An 18,245-nucleotide genomic window follows, 5' to 3' on the forward strand; every position below is an offset into this window, starting at 1 on the left:
CGGTGGTGGATGAGACACCCGGGACGCCCGTTCCATTCCCGGGTGCGTGCAGCCCGTGGGCCGTGCCCGGTCACGGCGTCACCATGCCGCCGTTCACGTTGAGGGTCTCCCCGGCGACGTAGCTCGACTCGTGCGAGGCGAGGAACACGTAGGCGGGCGCGAGTTCGGCCGGCTGCGCCGCGCGGCCCATCGGCGACTCGCTCGACCCGAACTCGGGGAGCGACTCCGGGTCGACGCCGCCGCTCGGCTGCAGGACGGTCCAGGTGGGTCCGGGCGCCACGATGTTCACCCGGATCCCGCGCTCGACGAGTGCCTGCGACAGCCCCTTCGAGAGGTTGTTGATCGCGCCCTTCGACGCCGCGTAGTCGAGCCGGTCCGGAGCGGGCTTGTACGCCTCCATCGACGCCGTCGTGGTGATCGTCGACCCCGGCTGCAGGTGGGGGAGCGCAGCGCGGACCAGGCGGAACAGCCCGAACACGTTGACGTCGAACGTCGCCTCGAACTGCTCGTCGGTGAGGTCCTCGACCTCGGGCTGCCAACGCTGCTTGCCGGCCACGCTCACGAGCGCGTCGATGCCGCCGAGCCCCGCGACGGCCTGCTCCACCAGCGTGGTCGCGTAGGACCGGTCCCGCAGGTCACCTGGCACCGCGACGGCCGTCCGGCCCGCGGCGCGGATCTGCTCGATGACGTGGTCCGCGTCGGACTGCTCCTCCGGGAGGTACGCGAGCGCGACGTCCGCACCCTCGCGTGCGAACGCGATGGCGACGGCGCCACCGATACCGGAGTCCGCGCCGGTGATCAGCGCCTTCCGACCGGCGAGCCGGCCGGTTCCCCGGTAGGTCTCCTCACCGAGGTCCGGTACCGGCCGCATGCGGCTCTGGAGGCCCGGCTCGGCTTGCGTCTGCGGCTCCGGCTGGACGTCGGGGTAGCGGGTACGCGGGTCGGCTGGCTCGTACTGGTCGCGGGGCATGGTGCGGGTCCTCTCATCGGTTCCCTCCCACGAAACCGGACCCGCTCTGGACCGGTTCCCAGAAGTGCGGTGTTCGGTCGAGGCCATGAGCGACGACGAGCAGCAGACCCGGAAGGACTTCGACGAGGCGGTCAACATGACCGCGTCGGAACTCAGGAAGTGGCTCGACACCGACGAGTCGAAGCAGGTCGGACAGAAGCCCGCCGGCGGCGGCGAATCGACCGGGCACGAGAGCGGGCGGCACATCGTCCGGATTCTCGAGAAGAAGCAAGGCGACTACACGGACGCCGACTACGCCCACATGCGCAAGGTGGTCGGCTACGTCGCGCGACATGCCGAGCAACGTCCGAGCGGCGACGTGCACGGCACCCCGTGGCGGTACTCGCTGATGAACTGGGGCAATGACCCCGAGAAGGGCTGACTGTCTCGGCGTACGGTGTGCGCCATGCCGAACCAACTCAAGAAGCCGGACATGTACGAGGAGCTCCGCAAGGAGGGCAACTCGAAGGAGAAGGCCGCCCGCATCAGCAACGCCGCGGCGGCGCGGGGCGAGCACGCCGTGGCGAAGAAGGGCGGCGAGTCCGGGTCGTACGACGACTGGACCGTGGCGGACCTCAAGCGACGCGCGAAGGAGCTCGGCATCACCGGGTACTCGTCGAAGCGGAAGGCCGAACTCGTCGAGGCGCTCCGGGAGCACTGACGGCATCTGGCACCATGGAGTCGTGAACGAGACGGGCATGCCGCGCTTCCGACGGATCTGGTCGACGGTGCAGGTGGGCGTGCTCGCCGTGGCCGTCGTGTTCTGCGTCGTGATGCTCGTGATCGGACAGGGCAAGCTCGACCGCGTGTACGCCGTGGCCGCGGTGTTCTTCGGCCTCGCCCTCATCGGGCACAGCACGTACCTGTGGCTGGTCGCGCGGAACGGCCGCGGCCGCCCCTGAGGCTCAGGCGTTCGCGAAGACGCGCACCCAGTCCACCGTCATCTGCTGCGGGAAGCGCGTCGACGCGTCGGGTGACCCGGGCCACGAGCCGCCGACGGCCACGTTGAGGACGACGAAGAACGGCTTGTCGAACACCCACGGATTCGCCCCGACGTCGGCGCGGGTCAGCGTCCGGTACGCCGTGCCGTCGACCGACCACGTGATCGAGTCCGGACGCCAGTCGACGCCGAACACGTGGAAGTCGTCGGCGAACGGAGCCCCCGTGGGGTTCGTGGACGCCGCCGAGATGCCCTGCGCGCCGGAGTACCCCGGGCCGTGCACCGTGCCGTGGACCACGGTCGGTTCGTACCCGACGTTCTCCATCACGTCGATCTCGCCGCAGGCCGGCCACCCGACCGACCCGATGTCCGCGCCGAGCATCCAGAACGCGGGCCAGATCCCCTGCCCCCGGGGGATCCGGATGCGCGCCTCGATCCGGCCGTACTGCGCCGTCGACGTGCCCTCGGTCTTCAGTCGTGCCGAGGTGAACGAACCGTCGGCCTCACGCCGGGCGGTGATCACGAGGTTGCCGGCACCGTCGAGCGCCGCGTTCCGCCGGGAGTCCGTGTAGGTCTGCAGTTCCCCGTTGCCCCACCCGCCCGCGCCGAGGTCGTACCGCCAGACCGCGCTGTTCGGTGCACTGCCTGCTGGCCCGTCGAACTCGTCCGCGGCGAGCAGGGTGCCCGCTGCCGCCACGGCCGGCGTGGAGCGGCTCGCGATGCTCGTGCCGACGATCGCGGCGGTGGTCCCGGCGATGCCGGCGGTCATGAACCGGCGACGGTCGATGCGGTCGTCCATGCGGTGCTCCTCGTGTGTCGGTGTGGTCAGGGACGGTAGGCGATGCAGAGCACCGTGACGTCGTCGGGGTGCTCGCCGCGGTGGGCGAGTTCGGTGATCCCGTCGACGAGCTGCTGGGGGTGCGAGCGTTCGGCGACCCAGGCCTCGAAGCGGTCGAGCGCATCGAGGTCCCCGCCGAACAGGTCGAGCACACCGTCGCTGACGCTCACGACGACGTCGCCGGGCTCGAGGTCGGTCGTCTCGCTCGACCACGAGGTCCCGACGCCGATCGGCAGGTGCCCGGACCGCAGCGACCGGACGGCGCCGTCGGCACGCCGGAGCAGGCTCAACCCGTGGCCGGCGTCGACCCAGCGGGCATGGCCGTCGCGGTCGATCCGCACGTGGAAGCACGTCGTGAACTGTGCGCTCTCGACGTCGGACGTCCCGGTCGCCAGGCCGGCGGCCGCTCGACGGACCGCCGTGGCCGCGTCCGGTTCGTCGACGGTGCTGCGCACGAGGGACCGGACCGCGGCGGCGATCATGCCTGCGCCGACGCCCTTGCCCATCACGTCGCCGAGCGTGAAGGCCGCGCCGTCCGGTGTCGGGAACCAGTCGTAGAAGTCACCGCCGACGGTCCGCGCCGGGATGCACACCCCGAGTGCGTGGAGTTCCGGTGGGAGTCCCTCCGTGGACGCGGGCAGCAGGGACTGCTGGACGAGGGCGGCGCGGTCGATCTCACCCTCGGCCAAGCGACGACGACGCTGTGCGGTGCTGAGCCGGACGTCCGCCTGTCGGGCGAGCTCGTTGGTCACCGCCGCCGTCGCGCCGTACACGACGACCGCGAAGGCGAGCCGGACGAGTTCGCTCGGACGCGGTTCGGTGGGCTCCAGCACGTACGGCAGCAGCAGCGTGGCGCAGGTCCCGAGCAGCGGGTACAGCACGTGGCGCCGACCCGGGCTCGCCGCCATCCAGATCACCGGCAGGACGACGACGGCGAGGAACACCGAACGGGTGTCACCCGTCCCGTACCGGAGCAGCCCGATCGCGATGAAGTCGATCGCCGGGACGACCAGCTCGGCGCGGGCGGCGCCCGGCCAGCGCGCCATCACAGCTGCCACCAGCAGCCCGCCGAGGGCCAGTGCCACGCCGTTCCACATCCGCGGCGCGTCGGTGACCGGGAGCCAGGGGGTGAGCGTGCTGGTCACCGCGGCGGCGACCACGAGGGCGGCGACGACGGACTGCTTCGCCAGGGGCGCCCACGAGGCGCGGATCCCGACGAGCACGATGGGCCCGGTGTCCTCCCGTGCGGTCACGGTCCAGGTCCTGGGGGTCGCGGTCGAGCCGGCCGTGCTGGTCATCGGGTCGAGTCAAGCCGTTCCGGCCCGACAGGGCAAGCCCGTGCGCGGGTCACCCGAAGCGGACCGCGAGCGGCACGAGCAGCCCCGCGACCCAGACGAGCACCATCACGAGGGCGCCGATCGCGATGAACCGTCGGCGGCGTCGGAGCCTCGGGCTCGGTTCGTCGCCCCACATCTGTGCGCGGACGAGGACCCGGTTCGCCTGCTCGACGACCTTGCGCACCTCGGGGTCGTCGAGTTCCAACACGCCGTCGCGGGCGTGCTGGGCGATGACGGTCGCCTCGTCGACGGTGAGGTCGTCCTTGCGCATGGGCCCATCGTGGCAGGCGGCCCGCGTCAGCGCACCCCGTCGCGCGTCACGGCCACCCGGAGCGGCAGGCCCGCGGCGAGCGCCTCGACACGCGGATCGCGCAGGGCACGCCCTCCGACCGTCGGCAGGTCGAGGTAGCCACGGCTGACCGTGTGCCGGAGCGCACCGGTCGGCACGGGTCCGTCGCCGGTGCGCATACGCCACGCCTGCGGTCGGCGGCGCAGGAGGTCGGCGTCGGAGGAGGTTTCAGGGTCGGCGACGAGGCGCGCCCAGACCTCGTCCTCGGTGCTCCGGGCGAGGTCGGTCGGCGACAGCGCACCGCGGTCCAGCAGCCGCCCGACGAGGTCGCGGAGCACGGTCACCGGCACGAGGTTCGCCGCGGAGCGCTGCGCGAGTGCCTCGCGGACGGCCAGGTCGGCCAGCTCGAGGGCGTCGTCCGGATCCGCGTCGACCGTCCCGCCGACGAGCCGCAGGCGACCGAGCAGCACGTGCGGCGGCGTCTGCGTCCGTCCGTGCGCCTGACCGCTCCGGAGGAACGAGTCCAGGTGGTCGAGCTTCAGTCCGCCCGGGACCGACGTCAGCACCGACGGCACGCGGCCCTCGTCGACCGCGATGACCTGGTCGGCGTCGATGCCCGGGACCTCGTCCGCGAGGTGCCGGATCGCGGTTCGTCCGAGGGAGTGGTGCTCGAGGCCGCCCAGGCCCTCCAAGGTGTGGCTGAACGGCAGGTGCCCGACGTCGTGCAGGAGTGCGGTCGTGCGGGCGAGGTGGTCGTCCGGGGCGAAGGCGGTGACGAGCGCGAGCACCCCGAGGGAGTGTTCGAGCCGCGAGTACGACTGGGTCGTCGTGAGCGCGGCACCGCCGGCGTGGGCGACGAACGCGAGCCGCCGCACCGTCCACGTTTCGAGCAGTCGTCGTTCGAGCGGGGTGAGCCGCACCTCCACCCGCCAGAGCGGATCGAACCAGACCCCGTCGATCCCGAGCGTGTCCACCGCGTCCCCGTGCACCGTTCCCCCTCGTCGCCTGCCCCTCGACGCTACCGGCCCGCCGTGCAGCACGCGCCCTGTGCGGGGACGGAGCCGCCACCGCGTACCAAGGACCCATGGCACATCGGTTCCGCGGGAAGATCGTCGTCGTCACCGGAGCATCGAGCGGGATCGGCAGGGCCGCCGCGCACGAGTTCGCACGGCGGGGCGCGACGCTCGTGCTGGCCGCCCGCAGCCACGACTCGCTCGAGGCCGCCGCCGCCGAGTGCCGGGCGCTCGGGGCCGAGGCAGTCGCGATCCCCACGGACGTCGCCGACGAGCACGCCGTCCGCGACCTCGTCGCGACCACCACGACCCGCTTCGGACGGATCGACGTCTTCGTGGGGAACGCCGCCCTGTTCGTCTACGGCCTCTTCGAGCAGACCCCGACCGAGGCCTTCAAGCGCGTCGTCGACACGAACCTGTACGGCCACCTGCACGCGATCACCGCCCTGCTCCCGCACTGGAAGCAGCGGGGCGAGGGCACCTACGTCCTCGTCGGCTCGATCCAGTCGCTGCTGTCCGCGCCGTACCAGTCCGCCTACGTGACGAGCAAGCACGCTGCCCTCGGCCTGGTCGACGTCCTCGGCGACGAGTTCGCCGGCACGGGCATCCGCTTCGCCGCGCTCCTGCCGTCGACCATCGACACGCCGATCTACCAGAACGGCGCCAACTACACCGGCAAGACCTCGCACCCGCTGCCGCCGACGGCGTCCGTCGAGCGTGCCGGCCGCGCGGTCGTCCGCACGGCACTGCACCCCAAGCGCTACCGGTTCGTCGGCCGGATCCAGGCGTCGCTCGTGCCGTTGCAGTACGTCTTCCCCGGGCTGTTCCACAAGATCACCAAGCCGATGGTGCAGACGTTCGCGCTCCGCGGCACGGGAGCACCGACCGACGGCAACCTCTGGACCCCGGCCGACGCCGGCAACGCGACGAACGGCGGCTGGGTCGCGAAGCGCCGCCGCGTGACCCGGCCCCTGGCCTGGGCGGGCGCGGCTGCGGTCGTGGGCGCCGTGCTGCTCGGGCGCTCCCGCCGGTGACCGGAGCGGCCGCGTCCGACCGCTAACCTGCTGCACGCGAGCGCGTCGGGTGCTCGCGGATCGGGGGACCGCATGGCCGACGCAGGACCGGCGACACGGGTCGAGGTCGACACCGAGGACGCTGCCCGGGCACGTGCACGGTTGCACCGCGCGGGCTCGAAGGCGGGCAGCGGACCCTGGACCACCGTGCTCGTCACCGCGTGGATCGTGCTCGTCGTCGCCTTCGTCGCGATCTCGGTGTTCGAGAACGCCTTCCGGTACCGGGCGGTCGGCGCCTCGTTCCTCATCGCATCGGCGTGGACACTCCCGCCGCTGCTCGTCCTGCACGGCACCCACGCCGCCGTCGTCCGTCCCGGCGGTCCGCGCGCCCGCCGTCGTGACGCCCCCTTCGACCGCGCCGCGGCCCGTGTGGTCACCGAATCGCGTGCGGCGGGGTTCCCGGACCTCGACGTCGCAGCCGTGGTGCGGATGCTCCGATCGGCGGACAACGGCCCCGACCCGGGCACCGGCGAGCGTGGGATGCCCGACTGGCCGCTCCTCCGCTGGGAACTGCCGCTCGCGCCGCGACAGCCCGGTCGGTTCGTCGTCGCCGAGCGCAGGAGCGGACCCGAGCGTGGGAGCGGACCCGAGCGCACCGTGCTGACGCTGGTCGAGCATCCGACCGAGCCCCCAGTTCCCCGGACGGCGCCGTCGGTGGCGGAGCACCTCGGCACGATCGTCCTCGGGGCGTACCGACCTGACGCGCCGGCCCCGTTCACCGCCTCGCGCATCGGCGGTGCCCCCGCGGTGCCCGAGGGATGGGAGTGGCCGCTGTGCGCCCACCACGACGAACCGATGCAGTTCACCGCCCAGATCGAACACCGGGAGACGCTCGTCAGCGTGTTCGTGTGTCAGTTCGACCCGGGGACGTGTGCCTCGTGGGAGCCCGACAGCGGCGCGAACGCGGCGTTCGTGTTCTCCCTCCGAGGGCTGCACCTCGCGGCCGGACCCGTCTCACCGCACGGCGATCCCGACGACCCGGAGCCGGCGTCCCCACCGCTCCTCGCCGACGCGATGCTCCTCCGGCACGTGCCGGTGCCGATGGTCCACGACGACGAGGACCCCGACCGAGTGCTCGCGGCCGCGGCCGCCGAGGGGGTCCTCGTCGCGGGCCAGTACGGCGGCCTGCCGGAGTGGATCCAGGACGACGAGACCCCCGCGGGCACCGAGTTCGTCGCGTCGATCGAGCCGGGTCTGCTCGGGTTCGACTTCGGCGACGCCGGCCGGGCGTACGTCTTCAGCGACGGCGCGCGGGCGTCGGTGCTCTGGCAGACCTCCTGAGCTCCGGCGTCACTCTCGGAGAGACGCGACCGCCTGCGGGCCCGGAGGCGCGGGTCGGGCCCGCACCGCGCCTCCAGGCCGCACCGTGCGAGCGTCCGCACACCGTGACAGGCCGTGCGGGCCGCACCGAGCGCGGAACCTCGCACGCTGCGACCGCTAGAAGAGCGTCGCGCTCGCCCGGCGCGCGCCCTCGCCGAGGGACTCGAGCTTCGCGGCGGCGATCTGCGGGTGGATGCGGCCGCCGAGGCCGCAGTCGGTGCCGGCGATGACGCGCTCCCGGCCGACGACCGAGGCGAACCGCTCGATGCGCTGCGCGACGAGGTCCGGGTGCTCGACGACGTTCGTGGCGTGGCCGACCACGCCGGGCACGATGACCTTGCCGTCCGGCAGCGCGACGTCCTGCCAGACCGTCCACTCGTGCTCGTGGCGCGCGTTGGCGGCCTCGAACGAGTACGCGCCGGCGTCGATGTCGAGCATGAGGTCGACGATGTGGCGGAGCTCGATGTCGGTCGTGTGCGGGCCGTGCCACGAGCCCCAGCAGAGGTGGAAGCGCACCCGCGAGGTGTCGAGGCCGCGCAGCGCGTGGTTGAGCGCCTCGACGCGGATGCGGGTGAAGGCGCGGTAGTCCTCGATGCTCGGCTCCGGGTTGATCTGGTCCCAGTTCTCGGCGATCGAGGGGTCGTCGATCTGCAGGACGAGGCCGGCGTCGAGGATGATCCGGTACTCCTCGCGCAGGGCGTCGGCCCAGGCCCAGATGTGCTCCTCGTCGGTGGCGTAGTACTCGTTCGCGACCCGGGCGGCGGACCCGGGGGAGAGCGCCGTGATGAAGCCGTTCGCGGCGCCGGCCGCCTCGACGGCGTGCCGGAGGTTGGCGGCGTCCGTCCGGGCTGCCTCGTGCCCGGTGTACGCGATCGGGCCGGTCGTCGTCGGGAACGCGGTGGCGTTCTTGCCCGTGCCGATGCCCGAGCCCGGGTCGGTGTAGGCCTCGCGGAAGATCGTCCAGTCGCGGCGGTCCGGGAAGCTCGTGAGCCGGACGTGTCCGGGCTCGGAGCGGACCGGCTCCTGCGTGAAGATGTCCTCCTCGGTCAGGCTGAGGCCGCTGACGCGCTGGAACGAGTACCCCCACCAGGCGCCGTAGTCGACGCTGTTCGACATCGCCTTGCCGAACTCGCCGTCGCCGGGCTGCGTGATGCCGAGGGCGGTCTGGCGGGCGACGACGTCGTCGACCGCGGCGCTCGTGAGCGCACGGACCTCGTCGGTGGTCTCCAGCGTGAAGCCGTCGGCGGCGAGGGGCCGGGCGGCGTTCGCGGCGATGAGCTCCGGCGTGCGGGGCAACGAGCCGGCGGTGGTGGCCTGGACGTGGTCGGTGTTCTCGAAGGACATGCTGCCCAATCTGGCACGGGGGCCCCGGGAGCGGTCCGACTCGGGAGAATGGGACACCGTGCCCCGTCCCACCACCCGCATCCCGCTCATTACCCTCGCCGTCCCGTTCGGCCTCGCCGGCTTCGCCGAGACCTGGTCGTACGCCGCCCCCGTCCTCGACCTGCCGGCCGTCCTCCCGCAGGTCTTCTGGGGCATCGCCGCCGTCGCCTGGACCTGGCTGCTCGCCGCGCACGCCGTCCGCGGGGTCCGGGTGCGCGCGCACGACCGGCTCGTCGAGCAACTGCGGCACCCCGCGCAGGGTCCCCTCGCGGCCTTGGTCCCGGCGACCGCGATGCTGCTCGGGGTCGACCTCGCGCACGGCTGGCCGGACGGCGGGAGGGTGCTCGTCCTCGTCGCCGTGGCGGTCGCCGCCGGGTTCGCCGCCTGGCTCCTCGCGACGTGGTTCGAGGGTCGGCTCGCCCTCGAGTCGGTGCACGGCGGCTACCTCCTGTCGACCGTCGCAGCGGCGCTCGTCGGCTCGGTCGCCACGCACGAGGTCGGGCTCACCTGGCTCTCCTGGGCCTGCTTCGGCGTCGGCGTGTTCTTCTGGGTCGTGATGACCGGGCTGCTGCTCATCCGGCTGTCCTTCCGCCCCGCGCTGCCCGCACCGCTCGTGCCGACGATGGCGATCCTCGTCGCACCGCCGTCGGTCGCCACGGTCGCGGTGTTCGCGCTGACGGACGACGTGCTCACGGTTCCGGTGCAGGCGATCACCGGGCTCGGCGTGCTGCTCGTCGCGGTGCAGGTCGCCCTGCTGCCGCGGTACGTGCGGCTGCCCTTCTCGCTCGGGTTCTGGTCGTTCGTGTTCCCGGCGGCGGCGGTCGCGACGGCCGCGATCGAGTGGCTGCGGGTGCTCGACGTGCGGTGGGCGTGGATCCCCACCGCGGGGGTGCTCGCCCTGCTCTCGGTGCTGGTCGCGGTCGTCGGGTCGCGGTCGATCGCGCTCGCCGTGCGGCACCTGCTGCCCCAGGCGGAGGGCATCCTGCAGGCCGCCGACGACGAGGACGCCGAGCCGGGCCCCGTGACGGGCGCGACCCGGACGGTCTGAAGGTGACCGCGCCTCCCGAGCCGGTCGCGCGCACCGCGTGACGTCCGGAGACGACGTGCGTCGCCACCCGGCCGTGACACGACGTACCGTCGTGGCATGACCACGACGACGCCGACCGCAGCCGACTTCCGCTCCGAGTGGGCCGCGTGGCACGACGCCCACGAGGCGGCCCGCGCGAGTGCGCACGGCTTCCTCGCGATCACGAGCATCCGGTGGCTGACGGGCACGCCGGAGCGCTTCGACGACGCGCCCGGGGAGTGGTCGACCTCGGAGGAGGGACCGGTCGTCACCCTCGACGACGGCGAGTCGATCGAGGTCGACGGCGTCGCGGTGACGGGTACGTACCGGTTCGGTCCGCTCCCCGAGCGGTCGAGCACGACCATCGCGTGGCAGGACGGCGACGAGCGGGTCGTCATCGAGGTCGCCCGGCGTGGCGGCAGTGACGTCCTCCGACCGCGGCACCCCTCGAACCCGACGCGGACCGGGTACACCGGGACACCGTCGTACTCGCCGGACCTGTCGTTCGCGGTCGCGGCGCACTTCGAGCCGTTCGACGCGCCGCGCTCGGTGACCGTCGGGTCGGTCGTCGACGGGCTGCAGCACGTGTACGAGGCGCCGGGCGTGCTGACGTTCGACCTCGACGGGCCGCGGTCGCTCCTGGCGTTCAACGGGTACGGCGACGGGCTCCTGGTGCTGTTCACCGACCGGACGAGCGGCGTGACGACGTACGCGGCCAACCGGAGCCTGGACGTCCCGGCGCCGGACGCGTCGGGCGCCACGACGATCGACTTCAACCGGGCGACGAACCTGCCGTGCGCGTACACGCCGCACGCGACGTGCCCGCTGCCGCCCGCGGAGAACCGGCTCGACGTCGCGGTGGAGGCGGGGGAGCAGCTGCCGGCGTGAAGCGCGGGCGCGGCGCGGCGCGGCGGCGCGGACTCAGTACGACGTTGTCGATGTCGTACGACGTCGGTGGTGTCGTTGATTGCGTGCGCGGGGTGTTGCGCACGCCAGGTTGCGACGAGCCCGCTGTCGTACGACATCGACAATGTCGTTCAGGGTCGGCACGCGCACGGCGGCCGCGGCACACGAAACACCCGCGCGCGACGCCCGGCTCAGGGCACCTCGACGCGGGCCCAACCACTCGTCGCCCGCCACGCGCCCGGCTCGAACGAGAACACGCTGCCCATCCCCGGCTGGTCGAGCGCACGGGTGACCGGCACACCCCGCAGGTCGGCGAGCAGCAGCGCCCCGACCGCACCGTGCGACACGATCGTGACGTCGCCGGCGTCGGTCAGCGCCCGCACGGCACGGACGATGCGGTCCCGAGCGTCGACGGCGCGCTCCCACCCGCGCACCGAGTCCTCCGGCGTGGCGAAGAACGCGTCGACGACCCCGTCGAACTCCGCGGGCGGCAGGTAGCCCGTCGCGCTCCGGTCGATCTCGCCGAGCGCGGGGTCCGTCGAGGGCACGAGCCCCACGGCCTCCGCGAGGATCGCTGCCGTGTCGACCGCCTTCTGCTCGGTGCTCGACACGATCCGCTGGACCCCGGGGCCCCAGGCGACGGCCGCGGCTCCGGCAGCGCGGGCACGCCCGTCGGGGGAGAGCCCCCACGACTCGATCGGCCGCGCGGGGTCGACGACCACCTCGGCGTGGGTCAGGAAGAACGAGGGCACGGCGTCACTCCAGGTCGTCGGCGGCCGACGGGTCGACGACCCGCGCACCGTCGACCTCGCCGATCCGGGCGATGAGCAGGGTCCCCTCGGCACGGCCGGCGACGTCGATCCGGACCGCGGTGGCGTCGACCCGGTCGGTGTCCTGCCGCACGAGCCGGGCGACCCGCCACCCGCCGGCCGTCGCGAGGGCGAGCACGTCCGGCAGCACCCCGCGGCCGGCGTCGTAGACCACGTCGAGCGTCATCGACTGCTCGGCGGAGCGGGACAGCGCGCGGACGATCGCGGTGTAGCCGAACACGACGACGAAGTGCAGGGCGGTGACGACGAGTGCGAGCAGCCAGAGCCCGGCACCCGCGGCCATGCCGATCGCCGCGGTCTCCCACACCGCGGCGGCCGTGGTGAGGCCCCGGACGGCTCCACGTCGGGTGAGGATCAGCCCGGCGCCGAGGAACCCGACCCCGGAGACGATCTGCGCCGCGACGCGCGAGGGGTCGAGCACGACGTGGTCCGGCACGAGGACGTCGCTGAACCCGTACTTGCTCACGAGCAGCATGAGGGCCGACGCGGTCCCGACGATCGCCTGCGTGCGGATGCCGGCGCTCTTCGACCGGAGCTGCCGCTCGAGGCCGATGAGCGACGCGAGGGCGAACGCGAGCAGGACCTCGCCGATCTGGACCCACCCCTGTCCGGCGAGGGGCTCCGTGAGCTGTTGGATCGTCACGCCGACCGACGATACGCCGGCACCCGGCACCCGGCACCCGGCGGACGGGAGGCGCGGTGCGGGCCCGACCCGCGCCTCCCGTCCGTCAGCGGGTCGCCGTAGAGTGAGCGCGTGGAGTTCCCGGGGGAGGCGGCCGACGCGCGTGACGCGTCGACCTCTCCGGGGTCACCCCGGGGCACGCAGGACCAGCAGGACGACACGCCCCGAGCGGGACGGCGCGCTCCGCGCGCGACGCCGCACGGAGGCACCGACGGGTCCCCCGGGAACCCCACGCCCCTGACCGTCGTCGCCGGTGCCCTCGCCGACGCGTTCCTGACCGCGGAGCACTGGGGACCGGACGACCTGACCGCCGCCGGCTGGGCGGTGGTCGGCGTCGAGCGCGCCTACGTCGGGCTCGCGGTCGCGGCGGCCCTCGCGGCCCACCCGCGACCGCCGGTCGACGCACCGCGACAGCTCGCGGCGGTGCTCGAGGCGTCGCCGCGCCTCGCCGAGCTGCACCGCGCACGCGAGGCGCGCCGACCGGTCCGGGTCGTCGCGCGCCGGGCGACCGCGGTCCGGGCGCGTCCGGAGACCGCGAGCCGACTGCTCGTCGACACGCTGCCCGAGCTCGCGCGCGAGCTCGACCTCACCGTCGGGCGGCTGCTCTGGCTCGCGGACACCCGCTCGTGGAACCGGCGACCGGGGTCGTCGAGCTCGCTCCACCACCACCGCTGCGAGTGGATCCGTCGACCCGGACGCACGCCGCGCCTGCTCGAGAAGCCGATGGACATGCTCCGCCGGACGCAGCGGACGATCCTCGACGAGCTCCTCACCGCGCTGCCGGTGCACGACGCGGCGCACGGCTTCGTCGGCGGTCGGAGCGTCGTGACCGGAGCCGCGGCGCACACCGGGCGGCAGATCGTCGTCACGGCCGACCTGACGTCCTTCTTCGCGAGCGTCTCCGCGCCCACCGTGTACGGGGTCTTCCGCGCGGCGGGCTTCGCGGAGCCGCTCGCACACGTCCTCACCGGCGTGTGCACGCACCGGGTGCCGGTGCACGTCCTCAGCGCGATGCCGGACGGCGGCAGCCCCGAGGAACGGCAGGCGCTGCGCGCGATGCTCCGGGAAGCCCACCTGCCGCAGGGCGCCCCGACGTCACCGGCGCTGGCGAACACCGCACTCCGGCACCTGGACGCACGGCTCGCGGGGTGGGCGGCCTCTGTCGGCGCGGTCTACACCCGGTACGCCGACGACCTGACGTTCAGCGGCGACGAGCGGCTCGCGGCCCGACCGGACGCGTTCCTGCGCGGGGTCGACCGGATCGTCACGGAGCAGGGACTCCGGCTGAACCCGTCGAAGACCCGGGTGCGGCGACGCGGCACGCGGCAGTCGGTCACCGGGGTCGTCGTCAACGACCGGACGTCACCGGGTCGGCACGAGGTCGACCGGCTGCACGCGATCCTGCACAACGCCGCCGAGCACGGTCCGGCGTCGCAGAACCGTGCTGGGCACCCCGACTTCCGGGCGCACCTGCTCGGGCGGATCGGGTGGGTCGAGCAGGTCCACCCCGGACGCGCACGGCGCCTGCGCGAGGAGTTCGCCCGCATCGCGTGGTGATCCCGGGCCGTCCCCGTGCGGGTGTGACGCCGGGTTGCAGCGGGCACGGGCACGACGCCCGACCGCCGGTAGCGTGCCGCCATGTGCCCGAGTGAGATCCCGGCCGACGCCCGCTACGAGGAACTGATCGCGCCGCTGCGACCGGTGATCGAGCGGATTGCCCTCGACGCCCGGCAGCGGGAGCGCGAGGAGCAGCTCGCCACCGACCAGCTCGGGTGGCTCGTCGACGCCGGGTTCGCGCGCTGGCGCACCCCGGTCGCGTGGGGCGGGGTCGGGGCACGGCTGTCGGACGTGTTCCGGGCGGTCGCCGAGATCGCCGAGGTCGACCCGAACCTCGCGCACGTGTGGCGGAACCACTTCTCGTTCATCGAGGACCGGGTGCACGCCGAGGGGAGCGCCTCCGACCGGGCGATCGTCGAACGACTCGGTGGCGGGGAGTTCGTCGGCGGTGGGTGGAGCGAGACGCCGAACCCGGCCGGAGCGGACATCAGCACGCGGCTCACCCCGGACCCGGACGGCGGCTGGCGCGTCACCGGCCGGAAGTTCTACTCGACGGGGAGCATCTACGCCCGGTGGATCACGGTGCTGGCGCTCGACGACGCCGGAGCACGGTTCGTCGCGCTCGTGGACGCCCGCGACCCGGGCGTGCGGATCGGCGACGACTGGGACGGGTTCGGCCAGCGGATCACCGGCAGCGGGAGCGTGACGTACACCGACGTGCACGTGCCCGACGAGCGGGTCCTGCCGTACACGACGCGCTACCCGTACCAGGAGCAGTACTACCAGACGGTGATGCACGCGATCCTCGTCGGCATCGGGCGCGCGGCCCTCCGCGAGGGGATCGAGGCGCTGCGCTCCCGGCAGCGCGGGCACCACAACGGCACGACCACGGACCCGACCGCAGACCCCGAGCTGCTCAGCACGATCGGCACCGTCGCGGCCCGGGTGTACGCCGCCGACGCCGCGTTCACCGCGAGCCTCGGACCGGTGGACGCCGCCGTCGACCGCCACACCGGACTCCGCGCCGCCGGGGCGGACCCCTCGACGGACCCGGTGCTGCGCGACGCGCTCGAGCGGAGCTGGATCGCGGTCGCCCAGGCGCAGACGGTGGTCACCGACGCCGTGCTCGACGCGACGACGCTCGTGTTCGACGCCCTCGGGTCGAGCGGCACGTTCCGCTCCCTGGGGCTCGACCGGCACTGGCGGAACGCCCGGACCCTGGCGTCGCACAACCCGCGCGTGCACAAGCGGCGCATCGTCGGGGACCTGCTCGTGAACGGCGCCAGCCCGCTCGACCGCGTGTAACCCGCCGTCACGAGGCGAAACCGGACGACACCTGCACCCGCCGGGACCGCGCTGCCCCGTACGGTCGTCGGCACCGGCCCGCCACGGACGCTGGGGAGGCGACGGTGGCGGGCCGCTCTGCACGCGTACGGAGGGACCACCGTGACCGAGACACCCGCACCGACCATCGTCGCCGTGCCGGACGGCGACCTCGCCGCCGCCGTCGCCCGACCCGGTGGGATCGCCCGGCTCGCCGACCGGATCCGGGCCTCGGGCGCCGCGGTCGTCGCGATCGGCACCGACCGGTTCGACGCCGAACGCGGTCGTGGCCACCGGCTCGACCCGACCACCGCGGCGCTCGCCCTCGGCCGTGCACTGCCCACGCACGGGCTGCTCGTCGCCGCGGCCCCGACCCGGGAGCACCCGTACAACGTCGCCCGCCGGGTGCTGTCCCTCGACCACGTCCTGGACGCCCGGGTCGGACTCGTCGTCGGAGCGCGGGACCACGGCCTGCCGGCGACGGGGGAGCAGCACGACCCGGCCGAGTTCGCCGAGGTGGTGCGCGGCCTCTGGCGGACGTGGCCGCTCGACAGCATCGTCGGCGACCGCGCAGCCGGCCGGTTCGCCGACACGACCCGGATCCTCCCGCTCGACCACGACGGCGGGCCGGACGGGTACCGGGTCCGGGGGCCGTTGACGACGCCGTCGAGCCGGCAGGGCGAACCCGTCCTCGCGGTCTGGCACGACGTCGCACACGAGGGTGCCGACCTGGTGCTCGGCGGGGCCGCGCGCCCGCTCGTCCCGTTGCCGGGCGGGGCCGGTGCGTCGGAGCCGAGTCGCGCCTCCCGGACCCCGACCGGCCCCGGTGCCCACCGGCGGACGCTGCGCGACCTGCTCGGTCTGCCGGTCCCCGCGCCGGTCGGCGCATGAGCGCCGACACCGATGCCGGGCTCGTCCTCGGCGTCAACCTGCAGGGTTTCGGACAGCGGCCGGCGGCCTGGCGGACCCAGGACGTCGAGCCGACCGACCTGCTGACCGCCGGGTTCTGGGAGGACCTCGGCCGGACCGCCGAACGCGGGCTGCTGGACATGGTGTTCTTCGCGGACCACCCCGCGCTCGGCGACCCGAACGTCCGCGCGTACGGGCTGCTCGAGCCGTTCGTGGCGCTCGGGGCGATCGCCGCCGCGACCACGCACCTCGGACTCGTCGGGACGGCGTCGACGACCTACAACGACCCGGTCGACCTCGCCGAGCGGCTCCTGTCCCTCGACACGGTCTCCGGCGGCCGCGTGGCGTGGAACGCCGTGACGACCTACGACCGGTCGGTGTCGGCGAACTTCGGCGTCGCGACGAACCCGGAGCGACCCGAGCGGTACGCCCGCGCCGGCGAGGTCGTCGACCTCGTGCAGGCGCTCTGGCGGTCCGCCGCCACCGGGCTGCCCGTCGACCACCACGGCGAGTTCACCGAGTTCGCGGGGACGATCACCGTCCCGCCGTCGGCGCAGGGACACCCGGTGGTGTTCCAGGCCGGGGGATCGCCGCACGGACGAGACCTCGCCGCGCGCGTCGCCGAGGGCGTGTTCGCCGTCGAGCTGACACCCGAGCCCGCCCGGGAGCACTACCGCGCCGTCAAGCAGGCGGCCCGGACGTACGGCCGGCGGGCGGCGGACGTGGCGATCGTCCCGGGGCTGTCGCTCGTGCTCGGCAGCACCGAGGCCGAGGCGCAGCAGCGGTTCGACGAGCTCGAGGCACTCGCCCCGGACGGCTACTCCCTGCGGGCGCTCGGGACGCACCTCGACGCCGACCTCACCGACCTCGACCCGGACGCGCCGGTCCCCGCGGCGATCCTCGACCGCGAGGTCGACCCCGTCACCTACGGCCCCTCGCTCGGGTACCACGAGACCGTCGTGCGCTGGGTCCGCGCGCACAACACGTCCCTGCGAGAGGTCCTGCGCGGCTTCGGCGGGTACGGCGCCCGGATCGTCGTCGGCACGCCGGAGCAGGCCGCCGACACCATCGAGGAGTGGTACCGGACCGGGGCCGCCGACGGCTTCAACCTGATGATCGACGAGTTCCCGCGCGGCCTCGAGACCGTGGTCGACGAGCTCGTGCCGATCCTGCAGCGGCACGGTGTGTTCCACCGCGAGTACGAGGACGTCACGTTGCGCGGGCGGCTCGGTGCGCGGGCGCGCGGGCTGTAGGGCGCCCGCCGCGTGACGCCGTGTGACGTGGCGACCGGGCCCGCCGCGTCACACGGGGCAACGCCCGGTCACGCTCCGCAACACCCGTCGTGCCCGGGCCCGGTCGGTCATAGCGTCGCCACCATGACCGACTACCTCGACCGCGAGCACGACAAGACCTTCACGAAGGTCTACAAGCAGCAGACCCCGGACATCCTCTCGGCCTTCGTGCAGTTCGACGAGTCGGTGTTCCGGGCCGAGGGTCGCGAGATCCCGCTGAAGTACCGGGAGCTCATCGCACTGGCGGTCGGCATCACCACGCAGTGCGTCTACTGCATCGACGGCCACAGCCAGCGCGCGGTCACGGCCGGCGCGAACGAGGCCGAGCTCGCCGAGGCCGCCTGGGTCGCCACGGCCATCCGCGCCGGCGGCGGGTTCGCCCACGGCCGCCTCGGCTTCAAGTTCGGCGCCGACGCCGCGGCTCCCTCCGACTCCGCGACCTCCGCGTCGCACCAGCACTGACCACCGACCACACCCG

Annotated in this window: 20 protein-coding genes; 12 read left to right on the forward strand and 8 right to left on the reverse strand. The window is 73.8% G+C overall.

The window, feature by feature from the left end; translation table 11 throughout:
* Window positions 1-70 precede the first annotated feature (70 nt).
* Window positions 71-970, reverse strand: a complete 900-nt coding sequence (locus tag QE359_RS12180; protein WP_309779373.1) for an SDR family oxidoreductase — start codon at window positions 968-970, stop codon at window positions 71-73.
* An 85-nt stretch (window positions 971-1,055) separates the two neighbouring features.
* Here QE359_RS12180 and QE359_RS12185 point away from each other — a divergent pair, with 85 nt between their 5' ends.
* The 3 genes from QE359_RS12185 to QE359_RS12195 are packed head-to-tail and all read left to right on the forward strand — an operon-like array spanning window position 1,056 to window position 1,911.
* Window positions 1,056-1,391, forward strand: coding sequence for a DUF3140 domain-containing protein (locus tag QE359_RS12185; RefSeq protein WP_309779375.1), 336 nt, complete (start codon window positions 1,056-1,058; stop codon window positions 1,389-1,391).
* A gap of 24 nt (window positions 1,392-1,415) precedes the next feature.
* A complete protein-coding gene (locus QE359_RS12190) occupies window positions 1,416-1,670 on the forward strand; it encodes a Rho termination factor N-terminal domain-containing protein (RefSeq protein ID WP_071294860.1) in 255 nt (84 codons plus the stop codon).
* Between the two features lie 22 nt (window positions 1,671-1,692).
* Window positions 1,693-1,911: a hypothetical protein gene (locus QE359_RS12195; RefSeq protein WP_071294861.1), complete on the forward strand. Its 219-nt coding sequence runs from the start codon at window positions 1,693-1,695 to the stop codon at window positions 1,909-1,911.
* Window positions 1,912-1,914: 3 nt separating this feature from the next.
* Here the strand turns inward: QE359_RS12195 and QE359_RS12200 are convergent, their stop codons facing one another.
* From QE359_RS12200 to QE359_RS12215, 4 genes are read right to left on the reverse strand one after another with little or no spacing between them, the layout of a single operon-like run.
* On the reverse strand, window positions 1,915-2,748 hold the full coding sequence (locus QE359_RS12200; protein ID WP_217637343.1) for a family 16 glycosylhydrolase: 834 nt from the start codon (window positions 2,746-2,748) through the stop codon (window positions 1,915-1,917).
* Window positions 2,749-2,774: 26 nt separating this feature from the next.
* The gene (locus QE359_RS12205) at window positions 2,775-4,085 is read right to left on the reverse strand and encodes a PP2C family protein-serine/threonine phosphatase (protein WP_309779377.1); all 1,311 of its coding nucleotides are present in this window, start codon (window positions 4,083-4,085) and stop codon (window positions 2,775-2,777) included.
* Between the two features lie 49 nt (window positions 4,086-4,134).
* The gene (locus tag QE359_RS12210; RefSeq protein ID WP_071301920.1) at window positions 4,135-4,395 is read right to left on the reverse strand and encodes a hypothetical protein; all 261 of its coding nucleotides are present in this window, start codon (window positions 4,393-4,395) and stop codon (window positions 4,135-4,137) included.
* 26 nt (window positions 4,396-4,421) lie between these two features.
* Window positions 4,422-5,402 (reverse strand): HD domain-containing protein, encoded by a 981-nt coding sequence (locus QE359_RS12215; RefSeq protein ID WP_309779381.1) that lies wholly within the window; start codon window positions 5,400-5,402, stop codon window positions 4,422-4,424.
* Between the two features lie 95 nt (window positions 5,403-5,497).
* Between QE359_RS12215 and QE359_RS12220 the strand changes: the two genes are divergently transcribed.
* Together QE359_RS12220 and QE359_RS12225 are read left to right on the forward strand one after the other, a co-directional pair.
* The gene (locus QE359_RS12220) at window positions 5,498-6,460 is read left to right on the forward strand and encodes an SDR family NAD(P)-dependent oxidoreductase (protein WP_309779386.1); all 963 of its coding nucleotides are present in this window, start codon (window positions 5,498-5,500) and stop codon (window positions 6,458-6,460) included.
* A 72-nt stretch (window positions 6,461-6,532) separates the two neighbouring features.
* The gene (locus tag QE359_RS12225) at window positions 6,533-7,780 is read left to right on the forward strand and encodes a hypothetical protein (protein WP_309779388.1); all 1,248 of its coding nucleotides are present in this window, start codon (window positions 6,533-6,535) and stop codon (window positions 7,778-7,780) included.
* Between the two features lie 156 nt (window positions 7,781-7,936).
* On the opposite strand, the gene QE359_RS12230 is transcribed toward QE359_RS12225, so the two are convergent.
* The gene (locus QE359_RS12230; protein ID WP_229085342.1) at window positions 7,937-9,163 is read right to left on the reverse strand and encodes a cobalamin-independent methionine synthase II family protein; all 1,227 of its coding nucleotides are present in this window, start codon (window positions 9,161-9,163) and stop codon (window positions 7,937-7,939) included.
* A 58-nt stretch (window positions 9,164-9,221) separates the two neighbouring features.
* Between QE359_RS12230 and QE359_RS12235 the strand changes: the two genes are divergently transcribed.
* A complete protein-coding gene (locus QE359_RS12235; protein WP_309779392.1) occupies window positions 9,222-10,250 on the forward strand; it encodes a transporter in 1,029 nt (342 codons plus the stop codon).
* A 96-nt stretch (window positions 10,251-10,346) separates the two neighbouring features.
* Window positions 10,347-11,156 (forward strand): DUF1684 domain-containing protein, encoded by an 810-nt coding sequence (locus QE359_RS12240; RefSeq protein ID WP_309779394.1) that lies wholly within the window; start codon window positions 10,347-10,349, stop codon window positions 11,154-11,156.
* Between the two features lie 209 nt (window positions 11,157-11,365).
* Here QE359_RS12240 and QE359_RS12245 read toward each other — a convergent pair whose 3' ends face one another.
* Together QE359_RS12245 and QE359_RS12250 are read right to left on the reverse strand one after the other, a co-directional pair.
* A complete protein-coding gene (locus QE359_RS12245) occupies window positions 11,366-11,926 on the reverse strand; it encodes a histidine phosphatase family protein (RefSeq protein ID WP_309779396.1) in 561 nt (186 codons plus the stop codon).
* A gap of 4 nt (window positions 11,927-11,930) precedes the next feature.
* The gene (locus QE359_RS12250) at window positions 11,931-12,647 is read right to left on the reverse strand and encodes an MgtC/SapB family protein (protein ID WP_309779398.1); all 717 of its coding nucleotides are present in this window, start codon (window positions 12,645-12,647) and stop codon (window positions 11,931-11,933) included.
* A gap of 111 nt (window positions 12,648-12,758) precedes the next feature.
* Between QE359_RS12250 and QE359_RS12255 the strand changes: the two genes are divergently transcribed.
* From QE359_RS12255 to QE359_RS12275, 5 genes are all read left to right on the forward strand, one after another.
* Entirely contained in the window at window positions 12,759-14,243 is a 1,485-nt protein-coding gene (locus QE359_RS12255) for a reverse transcriptase family protein (protein WP_309779404.1), read from the forward strand.
* A gap of 81 nt (window positions 14,244-14,324) precedes the next feature.
* A complete protein-coding gene (locus QE359_RS12260; protein ID WP_309779406.1) occupies window positions 14,325-15,548 on the forward strand; it encodes an acyl-CoA dehydrogenase family protein in 1,224 nt (407 codons plus the stop codon).
* A gap of 141 nt (window positions 15,549-15,689) precedes the next feature.
* Window positions 15,690-16,457, forward strand: coding sequence for a hypothetical protein (locus tag QE359_RS12265; RefSeq protein WP_309779407.1), 768 nt, complete (start codon window positions 15,690-15,692; stop codon window positions 16,455-16,457).
* Window positions 16,454-17,728, forward strand: a complete 1,275-nt coding sequence (locus QE359_RS12270; protein WP_309779408.1) for an LLM class flavin-dependent oxidoreductase — start codon at window positions 16,454-16,456, stop codon at window positions 17,726-17,728. The genes QE359_RS12265 and QE359_RS12270 overlap by 4 nt, the downstream gene beginning before the upstream one ends.
* A 123-nt stretch (window positions 17,729-17,851) precedes the next feature.
* Window positions 17,852-18,229: a carboxymuconolactone decarboxylase family protein gene (locus tag QE359_RS12275; RefSeq protein WP_070418756.1), complete on the forward strand. Its 378-nt coding sequence runs from the start codon at window positions 17,852-17,854 to the stop codon at window positions 18,227-18,229.
* The last annotated feature ends 16 nt before the right edge of the window (window positions 18,230-18,245 follow it).

The organism is Curtobacterium sp. SORGH_AS_0776, assembly GCF_031453355.1.
Lineage (GTDB): Bacteria > Actinomycetota > Actinomycetes > Actinomycetales > Microbacteriaceae > Curtobacterium.

What these genes read in the sequence shown, in the direction of transcription:
- QE359_RS12180 (WP_309779373.1), bottom strand. Translation starts at nt 970, where the DNA reads ATGCCCCGCGACCAGTACGAGCCAGCCGACCCGCGTACCCGCTACCCC.
- QE359_RS12185 (WP_309779375.1), top strand. Translation starts at nt 1,056, where the DNA reads ATGAGCGACGACGAGCAGCAGACCCGGAAGGACTTCGACGAGGCGGTC.
- QE359_RS12190 (WP_071294860.1), top strand. Translation starts at nt 1,416, where the DNA reads ATGCCGAACCAACTCAAGAAGCCGGACATGTACGAGGAGCTCCGCAAG.
- QE359_RS12200 (WP_217637343.1), bottom strand. Translation starts at nt 2,748, where the DNA reads ATGGACGACCGCATCGACCGTCGCCGGTTCATGACCGCCGGCATCGCC.
- QE359_RS12205 (WP_309779377.1), bottom strand. Translation starts at nt 4,085, where the DNA reads ATGACCAGCACGGCCGGCTCGACCGCGACCCCCAGGACCTGGACCGTG.
- QE359_RS12210 (WP_071301920.1), bottom strand. Translation starts at nt 4,395, where the DNA reads ATGCGCAAGGACGACCTCACCGTCGACGAGGCGACCGTCATCGCCCAG.
- QE359_RS12220 (WP_309779386.1), top strand. Translation starts at nt 5,498, where the DNA reads ATGGCACATCGGTTCCGCGGGAAGATCGTCGTCGTCACCGGAGCATCG.
- QE359_RS12225 (WP_309779388.1), top strand. Translation starts at nt 6,533, where the DNA reads ATGGCCGACGCAGGACCGGCGACACGGGTCGAGGTCGACACCGAGGAC.
- QE359_RS12230 (WP_229085342.1), bottom strand. Translation starts at nt 9,163, where the DNA reads ATGTCCTTCGAGAACACCGACCACGTCCAGGCCACCACCGCCGGCTCG.
- QE359_RS12240 (WP_309779394.1), top strand. Translation starts at nt 10,347, where the DNA reads ATGACCACGACGACGCCGACCGCAGCCGACTTCCGCTCCGAGTGGGCC.
- QE359_RS12260 (WP_309779406.1), top strand. Translation starts at nt 14,325, where the DNA reads ATGTGCCCGAGTGAGATCCCGGCCGACGCCCGCTACGAGGAACTGATC.
- QE359_RS12270 (WP_309779408.1), top strand. Translation starts at nt 16,454, where the DNA reads ATGAGCGCCGACACCGATGCCGGGCTCGTCCTCGGCGTCAACCTGCAG.
- QE359_RS12275 (WP_070418756.1), top strand. Translation starts at nt 17,852, where the DNA reads ATGACCGACTACCTCGACCGCGAGCACGACAAGACCTTCACGAAGGTC.